The 25,105-nt window shown below is 40.0% G+C and carries 22 protein-coding genes; 13 read left to right on the forward strand and 9 right to left on the reverse strand.

Annotated features, from left to right (window positions below):
* Nucleotides 1-16: 16 nt before the first annotated feature.
* Nucleotides 17-2,044: a methyl-accepting chemotaxis protein gene (locus A7967_RS14185; protein WP_054204902.1), complete on the forward strand. Its 2,028-nt coding sequence runs from the start codon at nucleotides 17-19 to the stop codon at nucleotides 2,042-2,044.
* 114 nt (nucleotides 2,045-2,158) lie between these two features.
* Nucleotides 2,159-3,532 carry an oxygen-independent coproporphyrinogen III oxidase gene (gene hemN, locus A7967_RS14190; protein WP_064435815.1) on the forward strand — a complete coding sequence of 458 codons (1,374 nt, stop codon included), beginning with the start codon at nucleotides 2,159-2,161 and terminating at the stop codon, nucleotides 3,530-3,532.
* Between the two features lie 65 nt (nucleotides 3,533-3,597).
* Here hemN and A7967_RS14195 read toward each other — a convergent pair whose 3' ends face one another.
* The 3 genes from A7967_RS14195 to A7967_RS14205 all read right to left on the reverse strand — a co-directional run bounded on the left by A7967_RS14195 (nucleotide 3,598) and on the right by A7967_RS14205 (nucleotide 6,084).
* A complete protein-coding gene (locus tag A7967_RS14195; protein ID WP_054204904.1) occupies nucleotides 3,598-4,110 on the reverse strand; it encodes a DUF2489 domain-containing protein in 513 nt (170 codons plus the stop codon).
* Nucleotides 4,110-4,697: a Der GTPase-activating protein YihI gene (gene yihI / locus A7967_RS14200; RefSeq protein WP_054204905.1), complete on the reverse strand. Its 588-nt coding sequence runs from the start codon at nucleotides 4,695-4,697 to the stop codon at nucleotides 4,110-4,112. Before yihI ends, A7967_RS14195 begins: the two co-directional genes overlap by 1 nt.
* A 754-nt stretch (nucleotides 4,698-5,451) precedes the next feature.
* On the reverse strand, nucleotides 5,452-6,084 hold the full coding sequence (locus A7967_RS14205; protein WP_054204906.1) for a c-type cytochrome: 633 nt from the start codon (nucleotides 6,082-6,084) through the stop codon (nucleotides 5,452-5,454).
* Between the two features lie 280 nt (nucleotides 6,085-6,364).
* Here A7967_RS14205 and yihA point away from each other — a divergent pair, with 280 nt between their 5' ends.
* Nucleotides 6,365-7,030 carry a ribosome biogenesis GTP-binding protein YihA/YsxC gene (gene yihA, locus A7967_RS14210; protein WP_054204907.1) on the forward strand — a complete coding sequence of 222 codons (666 nt, stop codon included), beginning with the start codon at nucleotides 6,365-6,367 and terminating at the stop codon, nucleotides 7,028-7,030.
* A gap of 19 nt (nucleotides 7,031-7,049) precedes the next feature.
* Here yihA and A7967_RS14215 read toward each other — a convergent pair whose 3' ends face one another.
* Together A7967_RS14215 and A7967_RS14220 are read right to left on the reverse strand one after the other, a co-directional pair.
* Nucleotides 7,050-7,574 (reverse strand): DUF1285 domain-containing protein, encoded by a 525-nt coding sequence (locus tag A7967_RS14215; protein ID WP_054204908.1) that lies wholly within the window; start codon nucleotides 7,572-7,574, stop codon nucleotides 7,050-7,052.
* Nucleotides 7,571-8,155 carry a YceI family protein gene (locus tag A7967_RS14220; protein WP_054204909.1) on the reverse strand — a complete coding sequence of 195 codons (585 nt, stop codon included), beginning with the start codon at nucleotides 8,153-8,155 and terminating at the stop codon, nucleotides 7,571-7,573. Before A7967_RS14220 ends, A7967_RS14215 begins: the two co-directional genes overlap by 4 nt.
* 444 nt (nucleotides 8,156-8,599) lie before the next feature.
* Here A7967_RS14220 and A7967_RS14225 point away from each other — a divergent pair, with 444 nt between their 5' ends.
* Entirely contained in the window at nucleotides 8,600-9,520 is a 921-nt protein-coding gene (locus A7967_RS14225; protein WP_054204910.1) for a lipase family alpha/beta hydrolase, read from the forward strand.
* A 3-nt stretch (nucleotides 9,521-9,523) separates the two neighbouring features.
* Entirely contained in the window at nucleotides 9,524-10,330 is an 807-nt protein-coding gene (locus A7967_RS14230) for a lipase secretion chaperone (RefSeq protein ID WP_082379026.1), read from the forward strand.
* 59 nt (nucleotides 10,331-10,389) lie between these two features.
* Here A7967_RS14230 and polA read toward each other — a convergent pair whose 3' ends face one another.
* On the reverse strand, nucleotides 10,390-13,125 hold the full coding sequence (gene polA / locus A7967_RS14235) for a DNA polymerase I (protein ID WP_054204912.1): 2,736 nt from the start codon (nucleotides 13,123-13,125) through the stop codon (nucleotides 10,390-10,392).
* 806 nt (nucleotides 13,126-13,931) lie between these two features.
* Between polA and elbB the strand changes: the two genes are divergently transcribed.
* The 3 genes from elbB (at nucleotide 13,932) to A7967_RS14250 (ending at nucleotide 18,302) form a co-directional block, all read left to right on the forward strand.
* Entirely contained in the window at nucleotides 13,932-14,582 is a 651-nt protein-coding gene (elbB, locus tag A7967_RS14240) for an isoprenoid biosynthesis glyoxalase ElbB (protein ID WP_054204913.1), read from the forward strand.
* 553 nt (nucleotides 14,583-15,135) lie between these two features.
* Nucleotides 15,136-15,525, forward strand: a complete 390-nt coding sequence (locus A7967_RS14245) for a c-type cytochrome (protein ID WP_054204914.1) — start codon at nucleotides 15,136-15,138, stop codon at nucleotides 15,523-15,525.
* 197 nt (nucleotides 15,526-15,722) lie between these two features.
* Nucleotides 15,723-18,302 (forward strand): diguanylate cyclase domain-containing protein, encoded by a 2,580-nt coding sequence (locus tag A7967_RS14250; RefSeq protein WP_054204915.1) that lies wholly within the window; start codon nucleotides 15,723-15,725, stop codon nucleotides 18,300-18,302.
* Nucleotides 18,303-18,331: 29 nt separating this feature from the next.
* Here A7967_RS14250 and rep read toward each other — a convergent pair whose 3' ends face one another.
* Nucleotides 18,332-20,350, reverse strand: a complete 2,019-nt coding sequence (rep, locus tag A7967_RS14255; RefSeq protein WP_054204953.1) for a DNA helicase Rep — start codon at nucleotides 20,348-20,350, stop codon at nucleotides 18,332-18,334.
* A 113-nt stretch (nucleotides 20,351-20,463) separates the two neighbouring features.
* Between rep and ubiK the strand changes: the two genes are divergently transcribed.
* The 5 genes from ubiK (at nucleotide 20,464) to A7967_RS14280 (ending at nucleotide 23,198) form a co-directional block, all read left to right on the forward strand.
* Entirely contained in the window at nucleotides 20,464-20,739 is a 276-nt protein-coding gene (gene ubiK / locus A7967_RS14260; RefSeq protein ID WP_054204916.1) for a ubiquinone biosynthesis accessory factor UbiK, read from the forward strand.
* A gap of 113 nt (nucleotides 20,740-20,852) precedes the next feature.
* Nucleotides 20,853-21,059 (forward strand): ParD-like family protein, encoded by a 207-nt coding sequence (locus A7967_RS14265; RefSeq protein ID WP_054204917.1) that lies wholly within the window; start codon nucleotides 20,853-20,855, stop codon nucleotides 21,057-21,059.
* Nucleotides 21,052-21,840 (forward strand): type I methionyl aminopeptidase, encoded by a 789-nt coding sequence (gene map, locus A7967_RS14270; protein ID WP_054204918.1) that lies wholly within the window; start codon nucleotides 21,052-21,054, stop codon nucleotides 21,838-21,840. Before A7967_RS14265 ends, map begins: the two co-directional genes overlap by 8 nt.
* Nucleotides 21,841-21,848: 8 nt before the next feature.
* Nucleotides 21,849-22,652 carry a helix-turn-helix domain-containing protein gene (locus tag A7967_RS14275; protein ID WP_054204919.1) on the forward strand — a complete coding sequence of 268 codons (804 nt, stop codon included), beginning with the start codon at nucleotides 21,849-21,851 and terminating at the stop codon, nucleotides 22,650-22,652.
* 90 nt (nucleotides 22,653-22,742) lie between these two features.
* A complete protein-coding gene (locus tag A7967_RS14280; RefSeq protein ID WP_054204920.1) occupies nucleotides 22,743-23,198 on the forward strand; it encodes a carboxymuconolactone decarboxylase family protein in 456 nt (151 codons plus the stop codon).
* Between the two features lie 57 nt (nucleotides 23,199-23,255).
* On the opposite strand, the gene can is transcribed toward A7967_RS14280, so the two are convergent.
* On the reverse strand, nucleotides 23,256-23,909 hold the full coding sequence (can, locus tag A7967_RS14285) for a carbonate dehydratase (RefSeq protein ID WP_054204921.1): 654 nt from the start codon (nucleotides 23,907-23,909) through the stop codon (nucleotides 23,256-23,258).
* Between the two features lie 11 nt (nucleotides 23,910-23,920).
* On the reverse strand, nucleotides 23,921-25,105 hold the full coding sequence (locus A7967_RS14290; protein ID WP_054204922.1) for a methyltransferase: 1,185 nt from the start codon (nucleotides 25,103-25,105) through the stop codon (nucleotides 23,921-23,923).

The following is a 25,105-nucleotide window of genomic DNA, read 5'->3' on the forward strand; positions in this document are numbered from 1 at the left end:
AAGAATGTGTGCACTTATGTTAAAAAATTTATCATTGCGAAAAAAAATATTATTGCTAATCGGTGGCACTATCACTGTGCTGTTGATCGCTGCTTCATCTTACTTTGTTAATCATATCGCTTCATTATCACGCCAAAGTATTGAACGGGAAGCTCACAGTTATCTGCAAAGTGAGCAACTCTCAATGCAAGGTTATTTTGCCCAATACGGAAAACTGGTCAATACATTCGTTAATAATCCCCATTTAGTAAATTGGTTTGATGCATGGGATAAACGAGATCAAACACTAACAGGTGCGCCTGGCTACGATGAAGTAAACCAAGATTTTGTGCGTATTAGTAGCAATGATGAGAATATCTTATCAGCATTTTTTGCTTCAGCTAAAACGGGTGAATACTTTAAAGAACACGAACGGACTACTCACTACAATGGTCAGCCATATTACGCGTATAAGAGAGGATGGTGGCAGGATGCATTAAAAATAAATCGCTTATATGTTGGCCCAATTTCAGTTGATCTAACAACTGGTAATGCTTCTGCCGTTGTGCAACAACCAGTGTATAACCAACAAGGTGAATTAGTTGGTTTCGGTGGTGTGGACTTACAGCTCAACAAAATCAATAAAATGGTTGAAGACGTTCGTTTTAATGGTCAAGGCTATGGCTTCTTGCTTGATGGAGACCAAAAAGTTGTTCATTTATCTAAACGTACTAATCATAAACTTTCAGTAACTGACGAGGGACCCAATGGCAAACAAGGCTTAGATGCCCTCGAAAAACAATTCAGCGACACTCAAGGATTTACTGAACTTAATCTGCAAATGAAGAATACTATTAGCGGTGATGCTACAGTCATTTTAAAAGGCCAAGAGTATTTTGTTGTTTATAACCGCTTACAATTAGAGCAGCCATCTTTAGACTGGTATGTGGGTATTTTAGTGCCAAGAACAATGATTGATGAGCCAGTTAACGAAGCGGTCATGACGACGACGACATCTGTTGTGGTTATTCTATTGATCATCATTGCAATGATCTTGTGGGCTACTCACATGATCTCAAAACCGATAATTACACTGACTCATATTATGCGCGACATTGCCTCAGGCGATGGTGATTTAACTCAAAAAATCACCATCGATAGCCAAGATGAAGTTGGCCAGCTTGCGTTGCACATGAACACATTTATCGATAAGTTGCGTGCCATGATGCTCGACACAGCGGCTCAAGCAGAACAACTAACTAACGCCGCGGCGCAATTAAAATCAGTGTCGCAAAAAACCAATGATGAAATTCAGCAGGAAAAACAACAGGTCGATAGTGTTAGTGCCGCAGTGACTGAAATGGCTTCTACAGTAATGGAGATCTCGCGTAACGCTCAACACACTAATAATGCAGCTGAAGAAGTGCAACATATCACCGCAGACGGAACATCGCGCTCGCAAAATGCACAAAGTGTGATGACGGCACTCGCTGAGCATATTGGCGAAGCATCAAAAGTGGTTGCGGGCCTTGAGCAAGAAAGTAGCAATATTGGTGCGGTTGTTGACGTGATAAATGCCATCGCAGATCAGACGAACCTGTTGGCGCTCAATGCAGCCATTGAAGCCGCGCGTGCTGGTGAGCAAGGCCGTGGCTTTGCTGTTGTTGCCGATGAAGTTCGATCGCTTGCAAGTCGTACACAAGAATCAACGGATGACATTCGCAATATGATTTCACGCTTACAGCAAATTGCGCAGCAAGCTTCCACTATGATGCAACAAGGACAAGAGCGCGCACAAAGTTCGGTGGCACAAACACAAGAGGTGTTAGATGCATTGCAGAACATTGCAGACTCAGTGACTAAGGTACAAGATCAAAGTCATCACATTGCCACCTCAACCGAGCAACAAACAGTGGTTGCTGAAGATATAAATAATAGCTTAGCTGCTATCAACCATTTAGTGAATAGTACTGCAGATCATGCACTTGAACTTGCAGACGAAGCGCGCGATCTCAATGATCTTGCAAGCTCATTGAACAATACTGTAAACCAATTCAAACTTTAACGACTCTACAAACCATAAAAAGAGTGCGCTTACAGCACTCTTTTTTGTTGCAGATCAATACTGACATTACACAGCTTTTTTATAATTGTTAAAACAATCGTAAAGGTGCGCGTGATGATTAATTTACCCAAGTGGGATCAAAGCTTAATAAATAAATACAATGTGTCTGGACCAAGGTACACCTCCTACCCCACAGCATTGTCGTTTGATGATGGCTACCAACAGCAAGATTTGCTCCGTGCAATTAATTCATCCAATAATCGCAGCTTATCTTTATATATTCATATCCCGTTTTGTAGCCAGCTTTGCTATTACTGTGGTTGTAACAAAGTGATTACCCGCCATCAATCAAAAGCTGATCTGTATCTTGATTACCTTGAAAAAGAAATCATTGCGCAAGCACCGTTATTTGAACAATATCATGTTGAACAGCTACATTTAGGGGGTGGCACACCCACTTTTTTAACCGCCGAACAAATGAGTCGCTTAATCTCGTTATTAAACCAACACTTTAAATTTACAGCCAATGCTGAGCGTGGTATTGAAATAGATCCACGATCACTAGCTGATGGTATGCTCAGCCACTTACGCACACTTGGTTTTAATCGCGTGTCGTTTGGAATTCAAGATTTTAATGATGCAGTACAGCTTGCAGTCAATCGCCCACAAAGTGCCGATGATGTGAAAGGCTTGATTAGTGAAGCCCGCAAGCTTGGCTTTACATCAATTAACGCTGATATGATTTATGGCTTACCTTTGCAAACGCCTCAGAGCTTTAAAGAAACGATAGATCAGCTTATTGCCCTTAGTCCTGATCGTGTCTCTGTATTTAATTATGCACATTTACCCGAGCGCTTTGCCGCGCAGCGCAAAATTAAAGATGCCGATCTGCCTAACGCGCACGATAAACTTACCATGTTTAAAAATACCTTAGAGCAAATGAGCGATGCTGGTTATCAATTTATCGGGATGGATCACTTTGCTAAAACCACAAATGAATTAGCCGTCGCGCAAAATAGTCAACAATTACATCGTAACTTTCAAGGCTATACCACCCATGGAAACTGTGATTTACTGGGGTTAGGCGTATCGTCTATTTCACAAATCGGCACTGCCATTTTACAGAACCAAAAAGAGTTGAAGCATTATTACTACGCCCTAGATCATCAACTTGGCTGTGCAATAACTAAAGGAATGCAACTGGACAGCGATGACGTGATACGCGCAACTGTCATCAAACAACTTATTTGTCACTTTGAACTCAATATGCAAAGCATTGCTGATCTATATCAACTCGACTTTGAGCACTACTTTGAAAGCTCGCTCAAAGCTCTAGAGCCACTAATTGCCGACGGTATGGTAGCTATTGACGGCAAACGTATTATTGTCACCGCTCGTGGTAATTTGTTTATTCGTATAATTTGTATGTGCTTTGATGCTCATTTGCAAAAACAAATAAACGCGACGCGATTCTCACGAGTAATTTAGCCTAAATGGTCAAAACAAAAAAGCAGACCTAGGTCTGCTTTTTCAATTTAGCTATTGTGAACAAGTTAGTTAAAAACGACATTCTCGCTGCCCGGAGCAGCTTTGAAGTCTTCAATGATTTTCTCACAGTCAGCTTTAATCGCATCAGCGTTACTTTCTTCAGCACGCCAGCGTGCACTATCTAGCTTAAATATTTCTTTCTTTGAATACTTTTTACGCGCATCATGAGTCGGCATTTCTTTAACCACTTCATACATCGCAAAAATACCAGGATAACGCATAGTAAGGTCATCATCATGTTCAAAGCTATATTGCGACATCAACACCCAAATACGTAAACAGCCTTCAGAGAACTCACACTGCTCTTGATGCATTGCTCGAGCAATCAAATGAATACTATCTGCAAGCTTAGCATTGCGCTCTAAACGAGATTTAGCAAGCTTTGCTTGCTGCTTAGCCTGCTCTTTAGCTATGAGCTTCTTTTGCGCACTCACCTTATACAGCAATTGCCCTGCATAAAATGCCAACCCTGCGATGATCACAGCGCCCACACACAGAGCTAAGATCATCACATTCATTATTTATCGTCCTCATCATCTAGCCATTCATTGGCTAAATCATTAGATAAATAATTATCAAAGTCACTGTTACTTTCTTCGATGAAATCTTCATCATCAAAGTCATCCCCGTCTTCATCTTCTATACCAAGCAATTCACATAACTCTTGATGACGGTCGATACGACTGTTGAAGTATTTTGCATCTTTACCTGTTAATAGAGTACCGCTTTCATGTATCTCAACTAGTTTTAACAAACGCTCATCATTTTCTAGCGCTTCCAGTTCTTGCTCTGGCGTAAACTCTGGCTGCACAACTTTTTTCAACTCAACTTGTGGCTTTAAGTTACGCTTTAATTCAATGACAGGCTCTGGTGCAACAGCAACTAAAGATATTGGCTTTTTACTACCAACACGCTTATCTTTATTATGCTGATTACTTTTTGTATCAGGCTTTAAAGCTTCAATCGAATTACGTGAACCTGACTTAGCGCCTTTGGTTTTTTTAACACGTTGTTCTTTCAGTGCACGCATTTCTTTAAGCTTATCTTGGCTTAAACGAACAGGGCCATTTGATGGGCTTTTACGTGATTTTTTCGTTCTACTCATATCTTGATCATCTCACTTAAGAGGTTTTGAGCAACACTCATTTAGCGTTGCGATGCTGGCCTTGCCAGAAGAATTTGGTTTGTGCGGATTGAGGTTGGGTAACTCGACTACTAGCGCACTTTATACTTTTAAGTATAAACGGTTGCCATTGTAACAGGACAAATAAAAAGGCGGTAGAGAAAACATCTCTACCGCCTGCTAATCTGAGCGCCATTTAACTGGACACTTCTCCCTTCGACTTTTTAGTCTTTATTTTTATTGTTATTATTGTTGTTCCATTTTTTTATTATATTTACCTTCCGTGTGGCATTCCATTTTATTATTATTTTTTAACTTCCATGACTTTTTATTATTATCGGTCTTCATTGACACTTTTTTAGTATTTCCTTTGAGAACATCAACCGATGTTTTAACCCCAGTATTATCGCCGTACTACTTTCCGTATAGTTAAATCCATATTGTTTTTATTGTTTCAGCGACAGGGGTTAATTTACGCATTAATAAATTTGTTACAACTAATTTATATAATATTTATTGCACCGCTCAAATTGCAACATGACGAAAACATTAAATTACAATAGGTTACTTCAATAAGTGAAATTAAAATAAGACTTAGCTTACAACGCAGCATGGTCAATGTCTCACAGGCGAGTAGGTTATATCGGCAAATTCTGGACACAAAAAAAGCAGCGAATGCTGCTTTTTATCATTAGTATAGAGCTTAGTACTAAAAACCAAGCTATTCCATACTACTTTAGTGTAGACCACCTAAGTACTTAGAAAGTACTTCGATATCTTTATCTGTTAGTTTTTGAGCAATATCTTTCATCATTCCATTTAAATCATTTTCACGTGAGCCATCACGGAATTTCTCAAGCTGTGCTTTGATATATTCTGGATGTTGGAAAGAAATTTTTGGAAACTTAGCTAATGAAGAACCATTGCCGCGTGGACCATGACATGATGCACACGATGGAATACCACGTTCAGCATCTCCAGCTTTAAAAAGCATTGCGCCAACTTCAACTACATCTTTAGGTGTTTCACCTTCAGACATGTTTAATGACGAAAAATAAGCTGATAAGTCTTTCATGTCTTGATCGCTTAATGGCATTGCCATTGCGCTCATAACAGGATCCATTCGGCCGCTTTTGCCACCCGAAGTCATACCAAGTTTAAATTCGGTAAGTTGCTTGTATATGTAATCTGCGTGTTGGCCTGCAATTTTCGGGTAGATATTAATCGGTGCATTACCGTCTGGGCCGTGACAAGCCGCACACGTTGCTGATTTTTCTTTACCTGCGTTTACATCGCCATCAAATGCTGTTGCGTTGCTTGCTGACAACGCACCAAGCAATATAGTTAAAGATAGTGCTATTTTTTTCATGGTGAATTCTCTGTTCCGACCCTGTATCATCTACAATATGGATGTTGTGATATGTATATTCTACACGATAATAAATTCTCTGGCACGTTTTCTACTCACATTAAACTTATAAATTATAGGGTTTTGACCTAGATTAAGCTTTAGTTGCATAGTTTTACTCAATTTTAAGCCCTTTTGAAGACCTAAAGACGCTTTTTAATACGGCTGTAATAGTATAAAATACGCGCCTTGAGTAAAATTAGTTTACTCTTCTTCTTTATTTATGTACTTAGGAAAGCCTGTGCTCAAATCTCGTATCAAATATAACACTGCGTCGTTCGTTACCAGCGCTCCAGACATCACTAAATTACCTGCTGATACGGGAATTGAAGTTGCATTTGCTGGTCGCTCCAACGCAGGTAAATCGAGTGCGCTAAATGCACTAACAGATCAAAAACTAGCACGTACCAGTAAAACGCCTGGTCGTACACAGCTGATCAATACATTTGAGCTTGCTGATGTTGATGATATGCGTTTAATCGATTTACCTGGTTATGGTTTTGCTAAAGTACCAATCGAAATGAAAAAGAAGTGGCAGAAATCATTAGGTGAGTATCTGCAAAAACGCCAAAGCTTAAAAGGTATCGTGATTTTAATGGATATTCGCCACCCATTAAAAGATTTAGACCGTGATTTAATTAACTGGGCTATTGGCAGTGAAATTCCTGTGTTAGCGCTTTTAACAAAGGCTGATAAGCTAAAACAAGGTGCACGTAAAGCACAAGTATTGCAAGTTCGCCGTGAGCTTAGCACACTTGATGGTGACATCACTGTGCATGCCTTTTCATCATTAAAAGGCACAGGCTTACCTGAAGTTGCTAAAAAATTAGATGAATGGTTCTTAGGGCCTATCATCGCTATCCCGCCACAAGAACCAGAACAAACACCTGAATCAGATGCGAGTTAAACTCAGCTTAGTTAAACAACTACACATTTAAATAAAAACGCTGCCCTGCAGATTGAATGAAATAGCCTTGCTCATCAGCTTGTGCTATTTCTTCAGCCCACTGATAAAATACACTTCTCGCTATTCGTGCACTACATCCATTTGGTAATTGTAAATAAGGTATGTCATTGCCTTGATAGTTTTGCATTACCAATGGTAAATCAGCACTGACCAACCACGTTCTTTCTATGTTGTCACGACAACACAGTACTGTGCCTTGCGCTGTCTGCTCCATGTGCCATGCAATAATATTAAAAGGCGCATCAATAACTGTAATTGCGATTTTCTCAACGGGTGTTTTTAAGTAAAACTGACCTTGCTCTTTACATAATACGCTAGCAAATAGCTTAACCATTGCATTGCGTGTTATCTCGCTACCTGCATAATGCCATTTGCCTTGCGCATCAATAACAATGGGCAACTCCCCACAATGAGCCGGTTGCCAACTATCAAACGGTTTGCTTGGCTGACTAAATTGGGCAGCCAACTCTTTGAGTGAGATCACTGTTTTTTAAGTGTAAGTGTAAACGTGACGGGTACTGCGGTTGCTATAGAGGGTAATCCAGCTAACTTTTGTAACTGTGTAATGCCTTCAGTCACACTAAAGTCAGCGGCATTAATAATCACAGGTGTAAACGAACTTACCGTCATATCGCCGTTTTCTAATACTGTCACTAATACATCAATGTTCAATGTTTTTGTTTGACCATGAAAATTCAGCTCTGCTTTTTTTCCTTCAAGAAGGTGCAAACCTGGCTTTAGTATTTTTACTACGCTTGATAAATCGGCGCTAAGTGTCGCAGCAGGAAATTTAGCAACCTCAAAAAGCAACTTACTCATGCGCTCGTTACGAATAGGAATAAGCGTTTCAACTGAATTAAGGTCTATTTCTAATTTAAATTGACCTTGCTCCAAAAGCTCACCCGTTAATGCCTTAAAGTGATGCGCCTCAGCAATTGAATTACTTTTAATTGATACAAAACTAACTTTACTATGCTCGTTATCAAGCTGCCAATCTGCATGCGCAAAGCTGGCTGAAAATAAACTAGTGAGTGATAAACCAATAATCGCAAATGACTTAATCATGACGCAACTCTTTAATAATGAAAATGAGTCTTAATAGTATCACTTGCATTATTAAGTGCAATCAACGTCTTGATAATTAACATCTAAATAACAAAAAAACGGCCCCGCAAATTAATGCGGGGCCGGCATAGCAAACTGGGGAGAAGCTATCAATACGTTGCACCCTTTCGAGTGCATCATCAACAGGATGTCCTACAGGATGAGGACGGCGCGGACTTTACCAAACTAGTTCACATAAATAAACTAAATACACAGACGAATTGAAAGAATTGATAAACATATAACTAATCCTACAAATTATATTTTAATTTAACTTAAAATTAACATTGATAAAGCGGTGATTATTTGCTCTATTAGCAATAATAGAATAAAAGCTCCACACCATTTTACTGCCCAGTGCAATTTAATAGTGTGATTATAAAACACACACAAAGAGTACTCTTGATGAAAAAAATAATCGTTCTATCTATTTGTAGCTTATTGTTTATTTTTAGCTCTGCAGCAAGTGCAGGTTATACCCAAACTAAATACCCCCTCGTGTTAGCACATGGGATTATGGGTTTTGATGATGTATTAGGGATTGATTACTTCTATCGTCTACCAACAAATTTAAGTAAAGATGGCGCACGCGTTTATGTCACTTCGGTTTCCTCTGTAAATAGTTCTGAGCAACGAGGTGAACAATTATTGCTGCAAGTCGAGCAAATAATGGCATTAACAGGGGCGAGTAAAGTTAATTTAATTGGCCATAGTCAAGGGGCTCAGAGTATTCGTTATGTAGCATCTATTCGCCCAGACATTGTAGCTTCAGCAACCAGCGTTGGAGGCGTTAACTTTGGTAGCCCTGTTGCAGACGTTGTTCGTCAAGGTCTTACCCCCGGCTCAAAGCTTGAGGGAGTAGCCAAAACAGCATTCAATGCTTTTGGCGGGTTAATAGCCTTACTTTCAGGTAATAGTGGTTTGCCACAAAATGCGGTGGGTGCACTTGAGAGCTTAACCACTGAAGGTGCACTCGCGTTTAATCTAAAATACCCTGAGGGTTTGCCTGCATCACAATGCGAACAAGGCCCTATGCAAGCAAGTAATGGGGTTTACTATTTTTCATGGAGTGGGACGCGTACACTTACTAATATTTTTGACCCGTCAGATGCCGCATTAGCAATCACATCACTCCTTATCCCTGGGGACGATGATGGGTTAGTATCTCGTTGTAGCAGCCACCTTGGTTATGTTTTGAAGGACAACTACAAAATGAACCACCTTGATGAAGTAAATCAGATGATTGGCTTTCATCATATTTTTGAAACTGACCCATTAACGGTTTACCGCCAACATGCGAACCGTTTAAAAAGAATGGGCTTATAGAGTATGTCTCGCTCATATCGAATAGGACTTGTGGTAATCACCACAGTCCTTGTTGTTAGTTACTTTCTCTACCCCGCTGAAAAACGAGCCTCCTTGCCAGCTGTAACAATACCCACAGCGGTTGACGACATATTTGAACACGTTATTTTAGCTGAGCAAGAACGCGAGCATTTTAATATTGAACAAACACAACACGCCTGCACGCAAATAGTACAATGTAAAAAACATGCGGCTTTATTTACACGTTACTTAAGCTTTAAGCAGGAACTTGCTCAGTTGCAATATACGCTGATTGCGCTACCACTGTCAGAGCAATTAAAAACAATGATCGCTTTTCAAAGCCGCTTTTTTAGCGACGATGAAATCGCTTTACTATTCGATGACGACAACCAATGGCAACGCTATACGATTGCTAAGCTTGAAATTAACGAAGATGAAACAATAAGCGATGAGTTAAAACAACAGCTACTAGTGAATCTTGAAAGTGCATTACCTGAACGCCTTACTCAAGCACTAAAACCCAGCAAACAGTTACAGGCATTGAATAATGAATTTGAAAAGGCACTCATCAATTCCGATTACAACCAACTGGCGAGCGAGTTTGGTGATGCGAGCGCAACACGTTTAATCGCATTGCAGCAACAGCGAGAACAATGGCAAGCATTGAGTAAGCAATTAATCTCTCAAATAAATTTATTAAATGAGCAATATGATAAAGAACAAGCCAAACAAAAAATTACAGCTTTACTTGATGAACATTTAACACCTAACCAAAAGCGACGATTTTTGGCAATTTATCCTCGTACATAAAAAACGCGGCTCTAGCCGCGTTTTTTCACTCTGTAAACTCCTCAGAGCTTGTTTACCTATTAATGTGCTTGCTCCCAGTTGTCACCAACATCGGCTTCAACAATTAATGGCACATCTAGCTTCGCAGCTTCTGACATTAATCTACAAATTTCTACCGTGTATTTTTCAGCACATTCTGTTTTGATTTCAAATACTAATTCATCGTGTACTTGCATCAATAATTTCACTGTATTGGGTGCTTGTTCATGCACCCATTTGTGAACTGTCAGCATAGCTTTTTTAATGATGTCTGCCGCAGTGCCTTGCATTGGCGCATTAATCGCTGCGCGTTCAGCACCTTTACGACGAGCACCGTTGCGAGCATTAATTTCAGGTAAATGTAAGCGACGACCAAAAATGGTTTCAACATAGCCATTTTCAGCGGCTTTTTCTCGCGTTGATTCCATGTACTCTAATACCCCCGGGAAACGCTCAAAATATTTGTCGATATAGTGCTGTGCTTCATGGCGTGGCACATCAAGTTGACGTGCTAAACCAAAGGCTGACATACCATAAATCAAACCAAAGTTTACCGCTTTCGCTTTACGGCGCATATCTGTGGTTACATCATCTAAGTCAACACCAAACACTTCAGCCGCAGTTGCACTGTGTACATCTAAGCCTTGTGCGAATGCATTCAATAAGCCTTTATCTTGCGATAAATGCGCCATTATACGTAATTCAATTTGACTGTAATCGGCAGCGACAATTTTATAACCCTCAGCGGCTATAAATGCTTCACGAATACGACGCCCTTCTTCTGAGCGAATTGGAATATTCTGTAAATTTGGATCCGTCGAGCTTAAACGCCCTGTTGCTGTCACTGCTTGATGATACGAGGTATGCACGCGGTTAGTCTGCGCATTGACCATTAGCGGTAGTTTGTCAGTGTAGGTCGATTTAAGCTTAGATAAACCACGGTGCTCAATAATAACTTTAGGCAACGGATAATCATGCGCTAATTCTTGCAGCACTTCTTCAGCGGTTGATGGGGCACCTTTTGGCGTTTTCTTAATAACAGGCAGCTCAAGCTTTTCAAACAATAATACTTGTAACTGCTTAGGTGAACTTAAATTAAATGGTTCGCCTGCTATTTCATGCGCTTCTTTTTCAAGCTCAATAAGTCGCTCACCTAAACGCTGGCTATGCGCTGCTAACATCTTGCTATCAATCGCTACGCCGGTGCGTTCTATATCTGAAATAACACTAATTAATGGTAATTCAATTTCTTCGAATACTGATTTAAGCTTATCGTCGGCTTCAATTTTAGGCCAAAGTACTTGGTGCAATCGTAGGGTTATATCCGCATCTTCTGCTGCATACGGTGCGGCTTTTTCAAGTTCAATTTGGTTAAACGTTAGCTGTTTTTTGCCTTTACCTGCAATATCTTCAAAGCTGATATTCTTATGACCTAAATATTTTAATGCTAAAGAGTCCATATCGTGGCGTGTGCCTACACTGTTAAACACGTATGACTCAAGCATGGTATCGAACTTAATCCCTTTTAGTTCAAAACCAGCATTCGCTAATACGCTTTTATCGTATTTAAGGTTTTGCCCTACTTTGGCTTTATTTTCATCTGCTAAAATTGGCCCAATCTTCGCCATCACAGTCTCTAAACTTAATTGCTGCGGTGCGCCGGGGTAATCGTGGGCAACGGGTAAATAAACCGCTTCACCGGCCTTTATGGCAAAGCTCATGCCGACTAACTGCGCTTGCATGTAATCTAAGCTGGTTGTTTCAGTATCAAAAGCAAATAATTCAGCAGCATTTAATTGCTCAACTAACGTATCAAGCTGTGTTTCAGTAAGGATTGTTTCATAGTGAGCGTCTACCACTTGCGGCAATTCACTCACTTCACTTGGCACGGCTAAATGAGTCTCAGCATCTTTTGGATTGTCGAGTAACTCAGCCAACCAGCGGCGGAATTCACATTCACCATATAAAGCAATCAACGCATCACGATCAGGTTCTTGTAGCTTGAACGTATCTAGATCTGATTCAACCTCAACATCACACTTTATTGTCGCAAGTTCATAACTCAATGGTAAATGAGGTACTGCTGCTGCCAGCTTTTCACCTATTTTACCTTTGATCTCACTCACATGATCTAATACACCTTGTAATGATCCATATTTTTGTAACCACTTAACCGCTGTTTTTGGTCCACACCCGTCTACACCTGGGATGTTATCAACTTTATCACCCATTAAAGCTAAATAATCAATGATCAATTCAGGGCCAACACCGAACTTTTCAACCACAGTGACGGGATCTGAAATGCTATCAGTCATCGTATTGATCAAAGTAACATGCTCATTAACAAGCTGAGCCATGTCTTTATCACCCGTTGACACTAATACGTGACGTTTTTGCTCAGAAGCAATACGTGCAAACGTACCAATCACATCATCGGCTTCAACACCTTCAATGCTGATCAACGGAAAGCCCATCGCTCTAATAATATCGTGTAGTGGCGCTATCTGAGTGCGTAAATCATCCGGCATAGGCGGGCGATTGGCTTTATAGTCACTGTACATATCGTTACGGAAGGTTTTACCTTTGGCATCAAAAATCACCACCATATGACTTGGATCATACTGCTTGATCAGACTTTTCATCATATTAACTACGCCATAAATAGCGCCAGTGGCTTCGCCTTTAGAGTTTGTTAAGTGCGGCGGAGAATGATAAGCACGAAATAAATACGATGAACCATCAACTAAAATAAGTGGGTTTTCGGGGATCTGAGCCATGGTGTAATTGGATCCTAAATGAGATAAAAACTAAATAATTACAAGCATGCCATAAGGCAGTACAGAAAACGACTGTGAATTAGTTACGCAAGTAATCATTAAAAGAGTAAGTTGTGGATAACTATGTAGATAACAACCACGGAAAATTCTTCCAAAGTAGTAAAAACGACTTAGAAAAAATGTAAGTTATTGTTTTATTTAAAAAGATAATACGATGTTCTTTTTTATTATTTTATTAGCTGAATGTGGAAAAAATTTTTAAGTCTTTGTTCATTCAATCTAGTTTCTCGATTATTTTAAAGCTTCTAAATAACCGGACGAGCATTCTACCACAATGGATCAAAGATCATAGCGATCCTTTATAATTTTTTCCTATTAGCAAACTTAAAAAAAAGTATATAGCGTGCTTTTACTCCGCTAAAAGTTAATTTTAAAAGTAAAATTATTTTAAATTAACTTTCTAAGATCATCAGTGATCTTATAGAAATCACGACTACGATTAGTTAACTTGCGCTTTGGACTAGGGCGTGTGGTTGTTCCCCATAAATAGACGATAACGCATTATAAATGCCAAACATGCGCTGCCCAAAGGGTTCTTCCTAGGGGCGATTAACTCTTTGTTGCCTACACCGATGTAGGTAAGGGCGTGAGCAGGACGCGGAAGCTTTGCTCGGTTTTTACTTATTCTCACTGGATGTGAGCCAGTAGAATAACGCAGGAACAGTTATCGAGCCCGCTCGATTCCAAAGCTCAAGTTAGTTGACCATGCTAAACTGATACGACTAAAACTAAAGGAGAGTAAAGGCATGAAAAAGATAGCTGTAATTTTAGCTGGTTGTGGTGTTTATGACGGCGCAGAAATCAACGAAGCTGTATTAACTTTATTACATATAGCTAAAGCAGGCGCTAGTTATCAATGTTTTGCTCCTGATATTGATCAATTGCACACCATTAATCACCTCAATGGTGAAGAAATGCAACCTAACCGTAATGTGTTAGTGGAAGCCGCACGTATTGCTCGCGGTGATATAAAAGCTCTCACAGAGCTCACTGCAAATGACTTTGATGGCTTAATTATTCCTGGTGGTTTTGGTGCAGCAAAAAACCTATGTGATTTTGCTATAAAAGGATCTGATGCACAGGTGAATCCTCAGATGTTACGTGCTTGCCAAGCCTTTGCTAATGCTAATAAGCCAGCAGGCTATATGTGCATCGCCCCTGCAATGATCCCATTGATTTATAATACTGGCGTAAAAGCAACAATTGGTAATGATGCTAATACAGCACACGCCATGCAAAAATTAGGTGCTCAGCACGTTGGTTGCGCAGTAAGTGACATCGTAATTGATGAACAGTACAAACTCGTGAGCACCCCTGCTTACATGTTAGCGCAATCGATTCTAGAAGCAGATGCTGGAATTGAAAAGCTAGTTGGCGCAGTATTACGCATGAGCTAGCAACCATACCCGAGCCACCTCAAGATACAGAATTCAGCGTTTCACAGGGGCTTAATATCAAGGCGTTATTTTGCAACAATGGCAGTCCCTTTTAAGAAGTAACAACGATGAGAGTAAGTACCTTTAAAACACCCAGTCGGTTGTTTTTAAAGAGATTTATACTGCGTTGCTTTTATAAAAGATTGATTTTAACAATAGAACGACTATTACTTGCAACCAATGCCTTGCCTAAATCGCTTTAAATTCCAACGACGCTCGCATCTTGAGATGGTTTAGGTATAATAATTAGAATAACTTAGCCCGTTAGACGTTTAGCGTGGTTAAGTTATTCCACTATAAACTTCATCATGCCTAACGTGCCTAAAATACCAGCCAAGTCCCTTAAACCGACAAGTTCCATTGTGTCATTTCTTGCGCTAACGCAAAAAATATTGTTTTTTCATAATAAAAATCCATCGTAGCGTTTTATAAATGGTGGCTAAGCGTTATAATCGTTCTAAATTCCGTCATCTATCGTGATTGATCACGTTCAAATCGAAGTGAGCAAGGCAAAATGAAAAAACTATCAGCTGCATTATTATTGCTAACAACTACCGCATACGCACAGCCATATGATAACTCTATGACTGAAGATGCAATCAAAAAACGTATCGCACCTATTGGTGCCGTTTACTTTGAAGGCGCTAAAGCAGCAGTTGCTGATGTGCCTACTGGCCCTCGTACTGGCGAGCAAGTTTACCAAGCATCATGTTTTGCATGTCACGGTACAGGTGCATTAGGTGCACCTAAATCTGCTGACGATTGGACGCCTCGCTTAGCTAAAGGTGCTGACACACTTTTAGAACATGCTATTAATGGCTTTAATGCAATGCCTCCTAGAGGCACGTGTATGGACTGCTCTGATGATGAGATTCAAGCAGCTATTACGTTCATGACTAAATAGTAATACTTAATTACTTAGACTAAATAATGAAAGGCTGATTTTTATCAGCCTTTTTTATTGCCGAAGTATAAAAATAAAGTCTTATATCATTATTTTTCATTATCCCTTTCTAATACTATTATCCACTTGACGATTAAGCTAAAAAATGAAAATATAAGAATAATAAATATACAATAATAACAATCGGTCCTACGTTAGTGGAAGATAAAGCAGCTTTACTACAAAAACTAGAGCACAAGAATGCACGTTTAAATGCACTAGTACAGAAGTACAAGCAATCACATCACTTGCAAAATGCCCTGATACAATTATCAGAGCAAGCCAGTACTGTTGCCGAATTAAGCCTGCTCTACCCCGCCATACATAACATTTTGCAAGATTACGTACCAAGTAAAAGCTTTTATGTTGTTCTACTAAATCAATTTACCAATACACTTGAGCTGTCTTATTTTGCAGATGAAAAAGATGGTATTTCGGTGCCTCTTCATCAAGACCATAATTTTAGCTATGGGGTTACCGGTTATGTATTTAAATGCGGAAAAACCACCTACTATCAAGGTGATGAAATGCAGGCTGCTGCTGATAAAGGTTTATTCCGCGTGCTTGGTACGCCTGCGGAACATTGGGTTGGTGTGCCCGTCTACCGAGAGCAAAGCATAATTGGTGTATTAGTTGCGCAGAGTTACGATAAGCAACAAAGCTATAGCGAACAACAGATAGAGCTACTTGAAGTAATGTCGCTATATCTATCAACAGCAATCGAGCGGGTTAAAAAACGGGAACTACTCGAGTCAGAAGTAAAAATTAGAACGCGCGCACTCACTCAAAGTAACGAAGCACTTAACTTAGAAGTAGAGCAGCATAAAAAAACCCTAGAACGCCAGCATATTTTGTTTAAAATCTCAGAGCTTGCAACACAGAGTAAACACATAGAAGAAGTGTACCAACAAGTACATGAAATAATAAAATCAATTACTTATGCTGATAACTTATATATAGCCTTACATGACCGAGAGTCTGGTTGGCTGAGCTTCCCCTATTGCATTGATGAGTTTAATCACAATACCCAACCTCGTCCCTTTGCTAAGGGTTACAGCGAATTAGTGATCAGCACTGAACAAACGCAGTTAATTGATGATAAGCGAGCAAACATTCTCATTGATTCTGGTATAATTGAACGACCAACCCAAGTACCTGAATCACAGACTGCCACAAGCTGGCTCGGCGCTCCACTGAAAACAGCGCAAGGTGTTATTGGTCTTATTGTTTGCCAAGCCTATAGTAACAAACATAACTTTAGCCAAGATGACTTTGAACTAATTACATTTGTTTCGCATCAAATAGCGACCGTATTACAGGCTCATTTAGCTAACCAAGCATTAAAAGAAAGCCATCAAGATCTTGAACTTCGCGTTGCAGAAAAAACAAAAGAAATCAGCCAAACAAATATGCATTTGCATATGCAAATCGAAGAGCGCAAAAAAATAGAACAACAATTGTACCATGACGCTCATCATGATCCTCTTACAGGACTACCAAATCGTAGTTTGTTTTTAACCCAGTTAGAAAAAACATTACAGCATTATCAGCGCTACCCTGAGCAAGAGTTTGCAGTACTGTTTATTGATTTGGATAAATTTAAAGACATAAATGATCAACTCGGCCATCAGGCTGGAGATCAATTTTTAATCGGTGTTGGTGAGTCATTCTCCCAATGTATACGCGAACACGATTTATTAGCGCGATTAGGAGGCGATGAATTTGTTATCTTATTAACGCATTTAACCTGTCGCCAGCAAGCTGAAGACATTGCTAAAAGATTGATTAAAATAATGAAAAAACCATTTTGTATGAAAGGAATTTGCGTACAAAGTGGTGCAAGTATAGGCATTACATATTCAAAAAAGAATTATAAACATACCGATGAAATTATTAGAGATGCCGATGCCGCGATGTATTACGCAAAAAATGCAGGTCGTAGCCGTTTTGAATTTTATCATCCTCTGCTGAGTGTTAATGCAGCTTCAAGTCATCATGTGTTTGAATCAAGCCACCATTTAGACTCACTCCCGATGAATTTTCGCAGCTCTGAAATTGTTACCCTTAGTGAACAATATCAGTCAGAAACATTACTTGAAGCATTTGGAGAGCATCCTGTACTTGGCAGTACCAGTTTTGACATACTCAAGAAATTTGCAGCTGATAAAGCGCAACAATTAGAGGTTGAGTTACAACTACTGCGTAATGCATGCGAGCAAGCTAAATCGGCACAATTAGCGATGATTTTATTTCCCTGCTCAGGACTACTACTAGAAAAAACGGAATTTAGGGCCTTATGCCAATCACTTAAAAACTTGAATATTAAAAACCATATTTGCCTGTTATTTAACGAACAAGAAATTCGTTATGCATCGGCGGTACAAGTAAGTAACCTAAAAACTTTAAGCGAACAAGGATATTCAATTGGCTTAAATGACTTTGCCAAAGACCGTTGCGAGCTAAATTTATTGACCGAGTTACAGTTTGATTATTTATTGCTTAGCTCTACTTTTAGCAAACGTGTTTTGCAGCAAGAAAGCTACGATTTACAGCTGCAAGGCGTGTTAGCAATTACGAAAATAAAACAAATAAAAGTCATTGCAAAGGGCCCTTCAATTCTTAATTTTAGAGCCCTACTCGATACCCATGGATTATCACTTTTTGTTGGGAAACAACATGCGATAAACATTCCCCTTATAAAAAATGCTCCACTCAATAACGAACAGATACTTAATTAGCCCAGCCCTGGATAAACATACCCAAACCACTACTCTGGTTTTTTAAGCATCGCTCTTAAATTTGCAACACGAGCTTGGCCTTTTTCCATCCGCTGAGCTTGGGTATTTGGTGCCTTTCGATTCTCAAACTCTAAATCATCTTGCGGTAGTTCTTGTATAAATCGACTCAACTCGGTTTGTGATGTTTCGCCAAATTGACGACGAATTTTTGCATAGGTCATGGTCAACTCCTGTTGAGCACGGGTAATACCTACGTACGCCAAACGGCGCTCTTCATCTACATTATCCTCGTCAATACTTACTTGGTGCGGCAGTAACCCTTCCTCCATACCGACCATAAACACGTAAGGATACTCTAAACCCTTTGATGCATGTAACGTTGATAACTGCACGGCATCGGCTTCGTCTTCTTCCTCATTACGCTCTAGCATATCGCGTAAAGTTAACTTACTCACAACTTCAGCAAGCGTTAAAGGTTGATTATCAGCATCGCCGGTTAACATATCGGTGATCCAACGATATAATTCAGAGACGTTTTTCATACGCATTTCAGCCGCTTTTGCACTTGGAGATGACTCGTACAAATAGGCTTCGTAATTTATTTGTCTCACTAAATCTTTTACTGCTTCTAACGTATCGCCACGTACTGCATTATCTGAAAGCTCAACAACCCAACGAGCAAATCCTGCCAGCGAGTTCAAACCTCGTCCCTTTAAACGGTAACCCAAGTCATTATCAAAACAAGTAGCAAATAAGCTCGCATGCTTTTCATTGGCCAAAGTGCCCAGTTTTTCAAGCGTCACTGTACCAATTTCACGTCGCGGGGTATTTACGATACGTAAAAATGCGTTATCGTCATCTTGATTAACCAATAAGCGTAGGTACGCCATAATATCTTTAATTTCTGAACGTGAGAAAAACGACATACCGCCACTAATTTTATACGGTATGCGGTTACTCATGAGTGATTTTTCAAAACCACGCGCCTGATGATTACCACGGTATAAAATAGCGTAATCTTTGTAACTGGTGCGCTTCATAAATTTATGCGAGATAATTTCTGCAACAACGCGCTCTGATTCGTGCTCTTCATCACGACAACCAATTACTTTTAACGGCTCACCATTTTCTAAATCACTAAACAGCTTTTTCTCAAATTCATGAGGATTATTGGCAATCAGAATATTAGCCGCTTTTAAAACGCGCTTCACACTACGATAATTTTGCTCTAACTTGATTAACCTTAAACCTGGGTAATCCTTGCTAAGGAGTACTAAGTTTTGTGGCCGAGCGCCACGCCAAGAATAAATAGATTGATCATCATCACCTACCACTGTAAAACGCGCACGCTCACCAACTAACAGCTTAACTAATTGATATTGGCTGGTGTTAGTATCTTGATATTCATCCACTAACAGGTAACGAAACCGTTGCTGCCAGCGCTCACGCGACGTTGCATTATTGGTAAGCAGCAACGTTGGGATCATAATCAAATCATCAAAATCCAGCGCGTTGTAAGCACGTAGCTGAATTTGATAACGCGCATACAACTGTGCAAATAACGCTTTTTGTGGATCTCGCGCTTCGCGAATGGCTTGCTCTGGTAGAATTAATTCGTTCTTCCAGCTACCTATTTGCATTTTTAATAAGTTGAGTAAATCTTTGTCTTTTTTGAGCTCTTCTTCGGTTAAATCAGCAATCAGCTGGCTGGTATCTTGATCATCAAACAGCGAAAAACCTGGTTTAAATCCCAGTGTTGTTAGCTCTTTTTTAATGATTTCAAGCCCTAGGGTATGAAACGTAGAAACCCACAAGCCTTTAGACTCTTTTTTACCTAAGGTTTGAAAAACGCGCTCACGCATCTCTTTTGCCGCTTTATTGGTAAAGGTTACCGCTGCAATATTACGTGCTTGATACTCACATTTTTGTACTAAGTAAGCGATTTTATTAGTAATTACACGGGTTTTCCCTGAGCCAGCCCCTGCCAGCACTAGGCATGGACCACTAATATATTTTACCGCTTCATCTTGTTTAGGATTGAGTTTCATATCGACCAAAGAGATTGCATTAAAGACAGCCAATTTTAACGTAATCACTACAATACGCCTAGCCAATAAGGTAATATTGGTCATTATCATTTACGCGAGAGTAAGGGACAGACATGATCAACCCAGCAAAACTTGAAGAAATTGCCAAGCAAATTTCTAACAACATGCCACAAGGTGTTAAAAACCTTGCCGATACGTTTGAAGCAAAAACCAAACAAGCTATTCAAAATAAGCTTGCTGAGATGGACTTTGTCAGCCGCGAAGAATTTGATGTGCAAAGCCAAGTACTTATTCGCACCCGTGAAAAGCTAACCGAGCTTGAAGCCAAAGTTGCCTTATTAGAGCAGCAACTCACTAGCAGCAATGACAACATTGACTCGCAAGTATAATAACGCCCAAAATTATTTTTTCAGGCAGCTTCGGCTGCCTGATTTGTTTTAGCTCTTGCATTTACATCCTTGCCTATATACGATGTGTATACGTTTTATATATTGGCAAACGCATGGGCATTGTAAAAATCAGCGATCAACTCCACGAAGAAATTCGTAAAGCTAGTACCACTATGGTGCGTTCAATTAACTCTCAATCTGAATACTGGATAAAAATTGGCATGTTGGCCGAGCTTAATCCAACCATGACCTACGCCGAAATTATCAAACAACAACTCGCACATGCCAATGTAACAGTGGGAGAAAATTTACATGAGTGAGATAATTATTAAAACGCCCGCACAAATTGCACTGATGCGAGAGTCTGGTCGTTTGCTCGCTCGGGTCTTTGCTTATTTAGACGAGCAGGTAAAAATCGGCATCACAACGATGGAAATAAATGATTTAGTCGAGCGCTATATTGTTGATGAACTCGCCGCTCGCCCTGCCAGTAAAGGTCAATACGATTACCCTTATGTACTAAATAGTTCTGTAAATGAAGTTGTATGCCATGGTTTTCCTGACGCTAAACGAGCATTAAAGTCGGGTGATATTGTTAATCTAGATATTACTCTTGAAAAAAATGGGTATATCGCTGATTCCAGTAAAATGTATATGCTTGGTGAAGTCTCACCGCTAGCGCAACGCTTAGTTGAGAAAACCTATGAGGCAATGTGGCAAGGGATCAAACTTGTTAAGCCTGGAATAAGGTTAGGCGATATTGGCAACGCCATTGCTAACTTTGCCCACACTAATGGTTACAGTGTTGTTCGTGAATACTGCGGCCATGGCATTGGTGAGCAAATGCATGAAGAACCGCAAGTTTTGCATTACGGAAAACGCAACACCGGGGTAGAACTAAAAGAAGGGATGACCTTCACTATTGAGCCAATGATCAATCAAGGTGCCGCAAAGGTAAAAACCAAACCAGATGGCTGGACTGTGATCACCCGAGACAAGAAACTCTCTGCACAATGGGAACATACTATTGTTGTCACTGCTGATGGCTATGAAGTACTAACCTTGCGAGAAGAAGAGCTCACCAACGATTGTGTAGACTAAGCTAAACAATGCCCACTTTATTGGTAAATAATCAACTGTCTCACCTGAGCTTTGAAAAATTCTCGCCCGATCAACGCTTAGCTGATTGGGTGCAGTGTTATTGGAAAATTGGTGCTTCGGGCGCGCAAACAGCGCAATTGTTTGACGAAAAACTCTACCCAGATGCAGGCGCAAGCTTAACCATTGATTTTAGCCATGATACGCCAATCGTTAGTTTCACGTTCAATCGCCATACTCTTGCAAAAACCTTTTCTAATCACGATAGTCTATTAAGTATTCGCTTTGCTCCTACAGGCGCTTACCACCTACTCGGAATAGCATTGCATGACTTAGCTGAAGAGAGTTACTTGCTAGGCTATGACTTTACCCCTCGTTGGTATAGCAGTTTAATAGCATGCGTTGAAAAAATGCACAACAGCCCACTTACCAGCCAATTATACCTACTCGAACAATGGCTGCTCAACCAAGCTATTAGCAATAAACTTGCTAAAAGCAGCACGCTGCAGGTGATACAAAAGCTAATCCAGCATAAGAACTCTGCCACCGATATAAGCAAAGAGTTAGGATTAACACGGCGAACGTTAGAGCGGCGCTTAAAAAAAGAAGCAGGCTTGAGCCCCGGCCAATTGCAGCAATTTTATCGGCTCAAAACTGCGCGAGCATTACTAAGTAATAGTCACGCCTCAGTAACTGATATTGCATTACAGTGTGGTTATTATGATCATGCACATTTCACTCATTCGTTTCTCAATTTCACCTTTGAAACACCACAGCAATATCGCAAACGTAAAATATTAAGCATTCTCACCTAAACTACCCCACAATGTCGCAAAACTACAAGGCAGCAAACACATAATTACTTAATGTATAACCTCAATAACAATTCACTATTGAGGAAAAACATGGCTAATCGTCTATCCCAACAAGCACTATATACACTGATCCCACGCATTCCCAAGCACCTTATAGAACTAGGTAACGTTGATTTTTCAAAAAATAATGCGCTCAATCAAACCATCATCCACTTAGTTAAAATACGGGTTTCGCAAATTAATCACTGTGCGTTTTGTCTAAATATGCACATTAATGAAGCCAGAAAAAACCATGAAACTCAAGCTCGGTTAGATATTTTAAGTGAATGGCAAGAAGTCGATGCCTTTACTGATGCAGAGAAAACCGCATTAGCATGGAGTGAAGCGTTAACCACTATTAGTCAGGCAACTATCACCGACGAAATCTACCAAAGCATAATCAACGCCTTTGGCGAACAAGGCATGCTAGAACTAACAACTGTTATTTTGGAGATCAATAGCTGGAATAGAATAGCAGTTAGCCTAGAGTTTAAACCTGATATTTAAAATGCACATCAAACGATGGTCATACCCAAACATACTAAAACTATATTTGGGTATAAATTATAATGTACGCTTAAACACTTCGACTGAGGCATTTTGGTATTGGCTATTTACTTCATCCGCACATGTTACAACTGATCCTAAATCATGCAAATGACCATTAGCTAAACCATACACCCAACCATGAATCGTTAACTCTTGCCCGCGAGACCATGCTTCTTGCACAATATTAGTACGGCACACATTACGCACTTGCTCAATAACATTTAGCTCGATCAAACAATTTAAACGCTCTTGCTCGGGCATGTTATTTATTTGGCTAAGGAATTTTTCTTTAACATCACCAACATGACGCAACCAATTATCAATAAGGCCAAATTTTGCATCATTAAGCACCGCTTGTACGCCACCACAGCCATAATGACCAACAACCATAATATGTTTTACTTTGAGTACTTCAACAGCGTACTGCATAACAGATAAACAATTATGATCTGTATGTACTACTACATTTGCCACATTACGATGCACAAATAACTCACCCGGCATTAAGTCCACAATCTCGTTGGCAGGGACACGTGAATCAGAGCAACCTATCCATAAGTATTCTGGGTTTTGCTGCATTGATAGAATTTTAAAAAACTCAGGATCGTCTTTGCAAGTACGCTCGGCCCAGCGTTTATTATTCTCAAATAAATTTTTTAAATTTCTCATTGCATCTCTTTTTATGACGGTAAACTTGCTTGGATCAAGATATTACGTGGGGTTAATTGCTTTTCGCAAAATGTTGTCACGCTCACTTGATAACCCTGTTGCTGCAAATATAAAGCACGATCGAGCACAAGCCAAACCTCAATTGCTCTTCTAAATACATGTCGAACCAGTTCAATGCGATCAGTCACCTTTTTGCGCATTTTCCCCTTTAGTAAAAATGACTCGTAATCAATGCCTTGAGGTAACTCTAACGATTTTTTATCCGCCGCCCATGCACAAAATGCTTTAAATGAACCGGAGAAAATAGCTTTATGTACTGAAGGCACACTAACATAGCATTGTGAGCCTGTGAGAGATTTACGCAGTGCATCAAACCCTAAGCGCCATTCAACTTCTGTCTCACGTATTTTAGCCACCCGCGATGGTGCCGTAACCATTTCCTGTAGCGCTAATTTCAAATCACGATGGCATAGGCGCAGCTCGCTTTTTTTAGCCTCAACGCTCATGCCTTGATAAGTATCCTCTGTAAATAAGTGATAGCAACACGGTGAAAAGCTGATCTGCTGCGTTTTTGCAAGGCAGGCCTGATACATAAACGTTTGATGCAATCCGCCGCAGGCATGCAAAGCAACGGCATGCAGAGCTGGATAAAAATGCTTAGCAACGTTGTCTTTTAACACATCGGCCTGAGTAAATCGCATAGCCAGTCCTTGTTGTTGTGCACTTTTTTCACCTTGCTCACATAATGATTGCTGGAGTTCTATACTGTGCACATTAGAGGCTTTGTTAAATGCAAGCATTCGACCTAAATGCCCTTTCCCCGCACACCATTCTAAAATAGGTAACGCAGGCCGTGGTCGCTCAAGTGCACTGACAAAGTCTTGTAATTGTGTAAATTTACGCCCTTTAATACCATTACTTAGCCAAAAAGGATATTCATCACGATCTGTGTTTGCAGCCGTTAACTCACACAAAGAAGTAAGAGTATCCAAACCGGGTATATAGGGGCTAAAAAGTTGGTAGAGCGCATTCTGATCAGTATCCAGTTCAGCAACCTGTTCATCGCTTAATAAATCAAAAACTGGGACTAACTCAGGCCATGGTAATTCGTCAAAATCAAAAGCTGTACACTGCCAAAAATTACGGTGTGTTATTAATAGGTTATCGAGGGCTGTAAACTGCTCAGCAAGGGTCAT

It is taken from the genome of Pseudoalteromonas neustonica (assembly GCF_001653135.1).
GTDB lineage: Bacteria > Pseudomonadota > Gammaproteobacteria > Enterobacterales > Alteromonadaceae > Pseudoalteromonas > Pseudoalteromonas neustonica.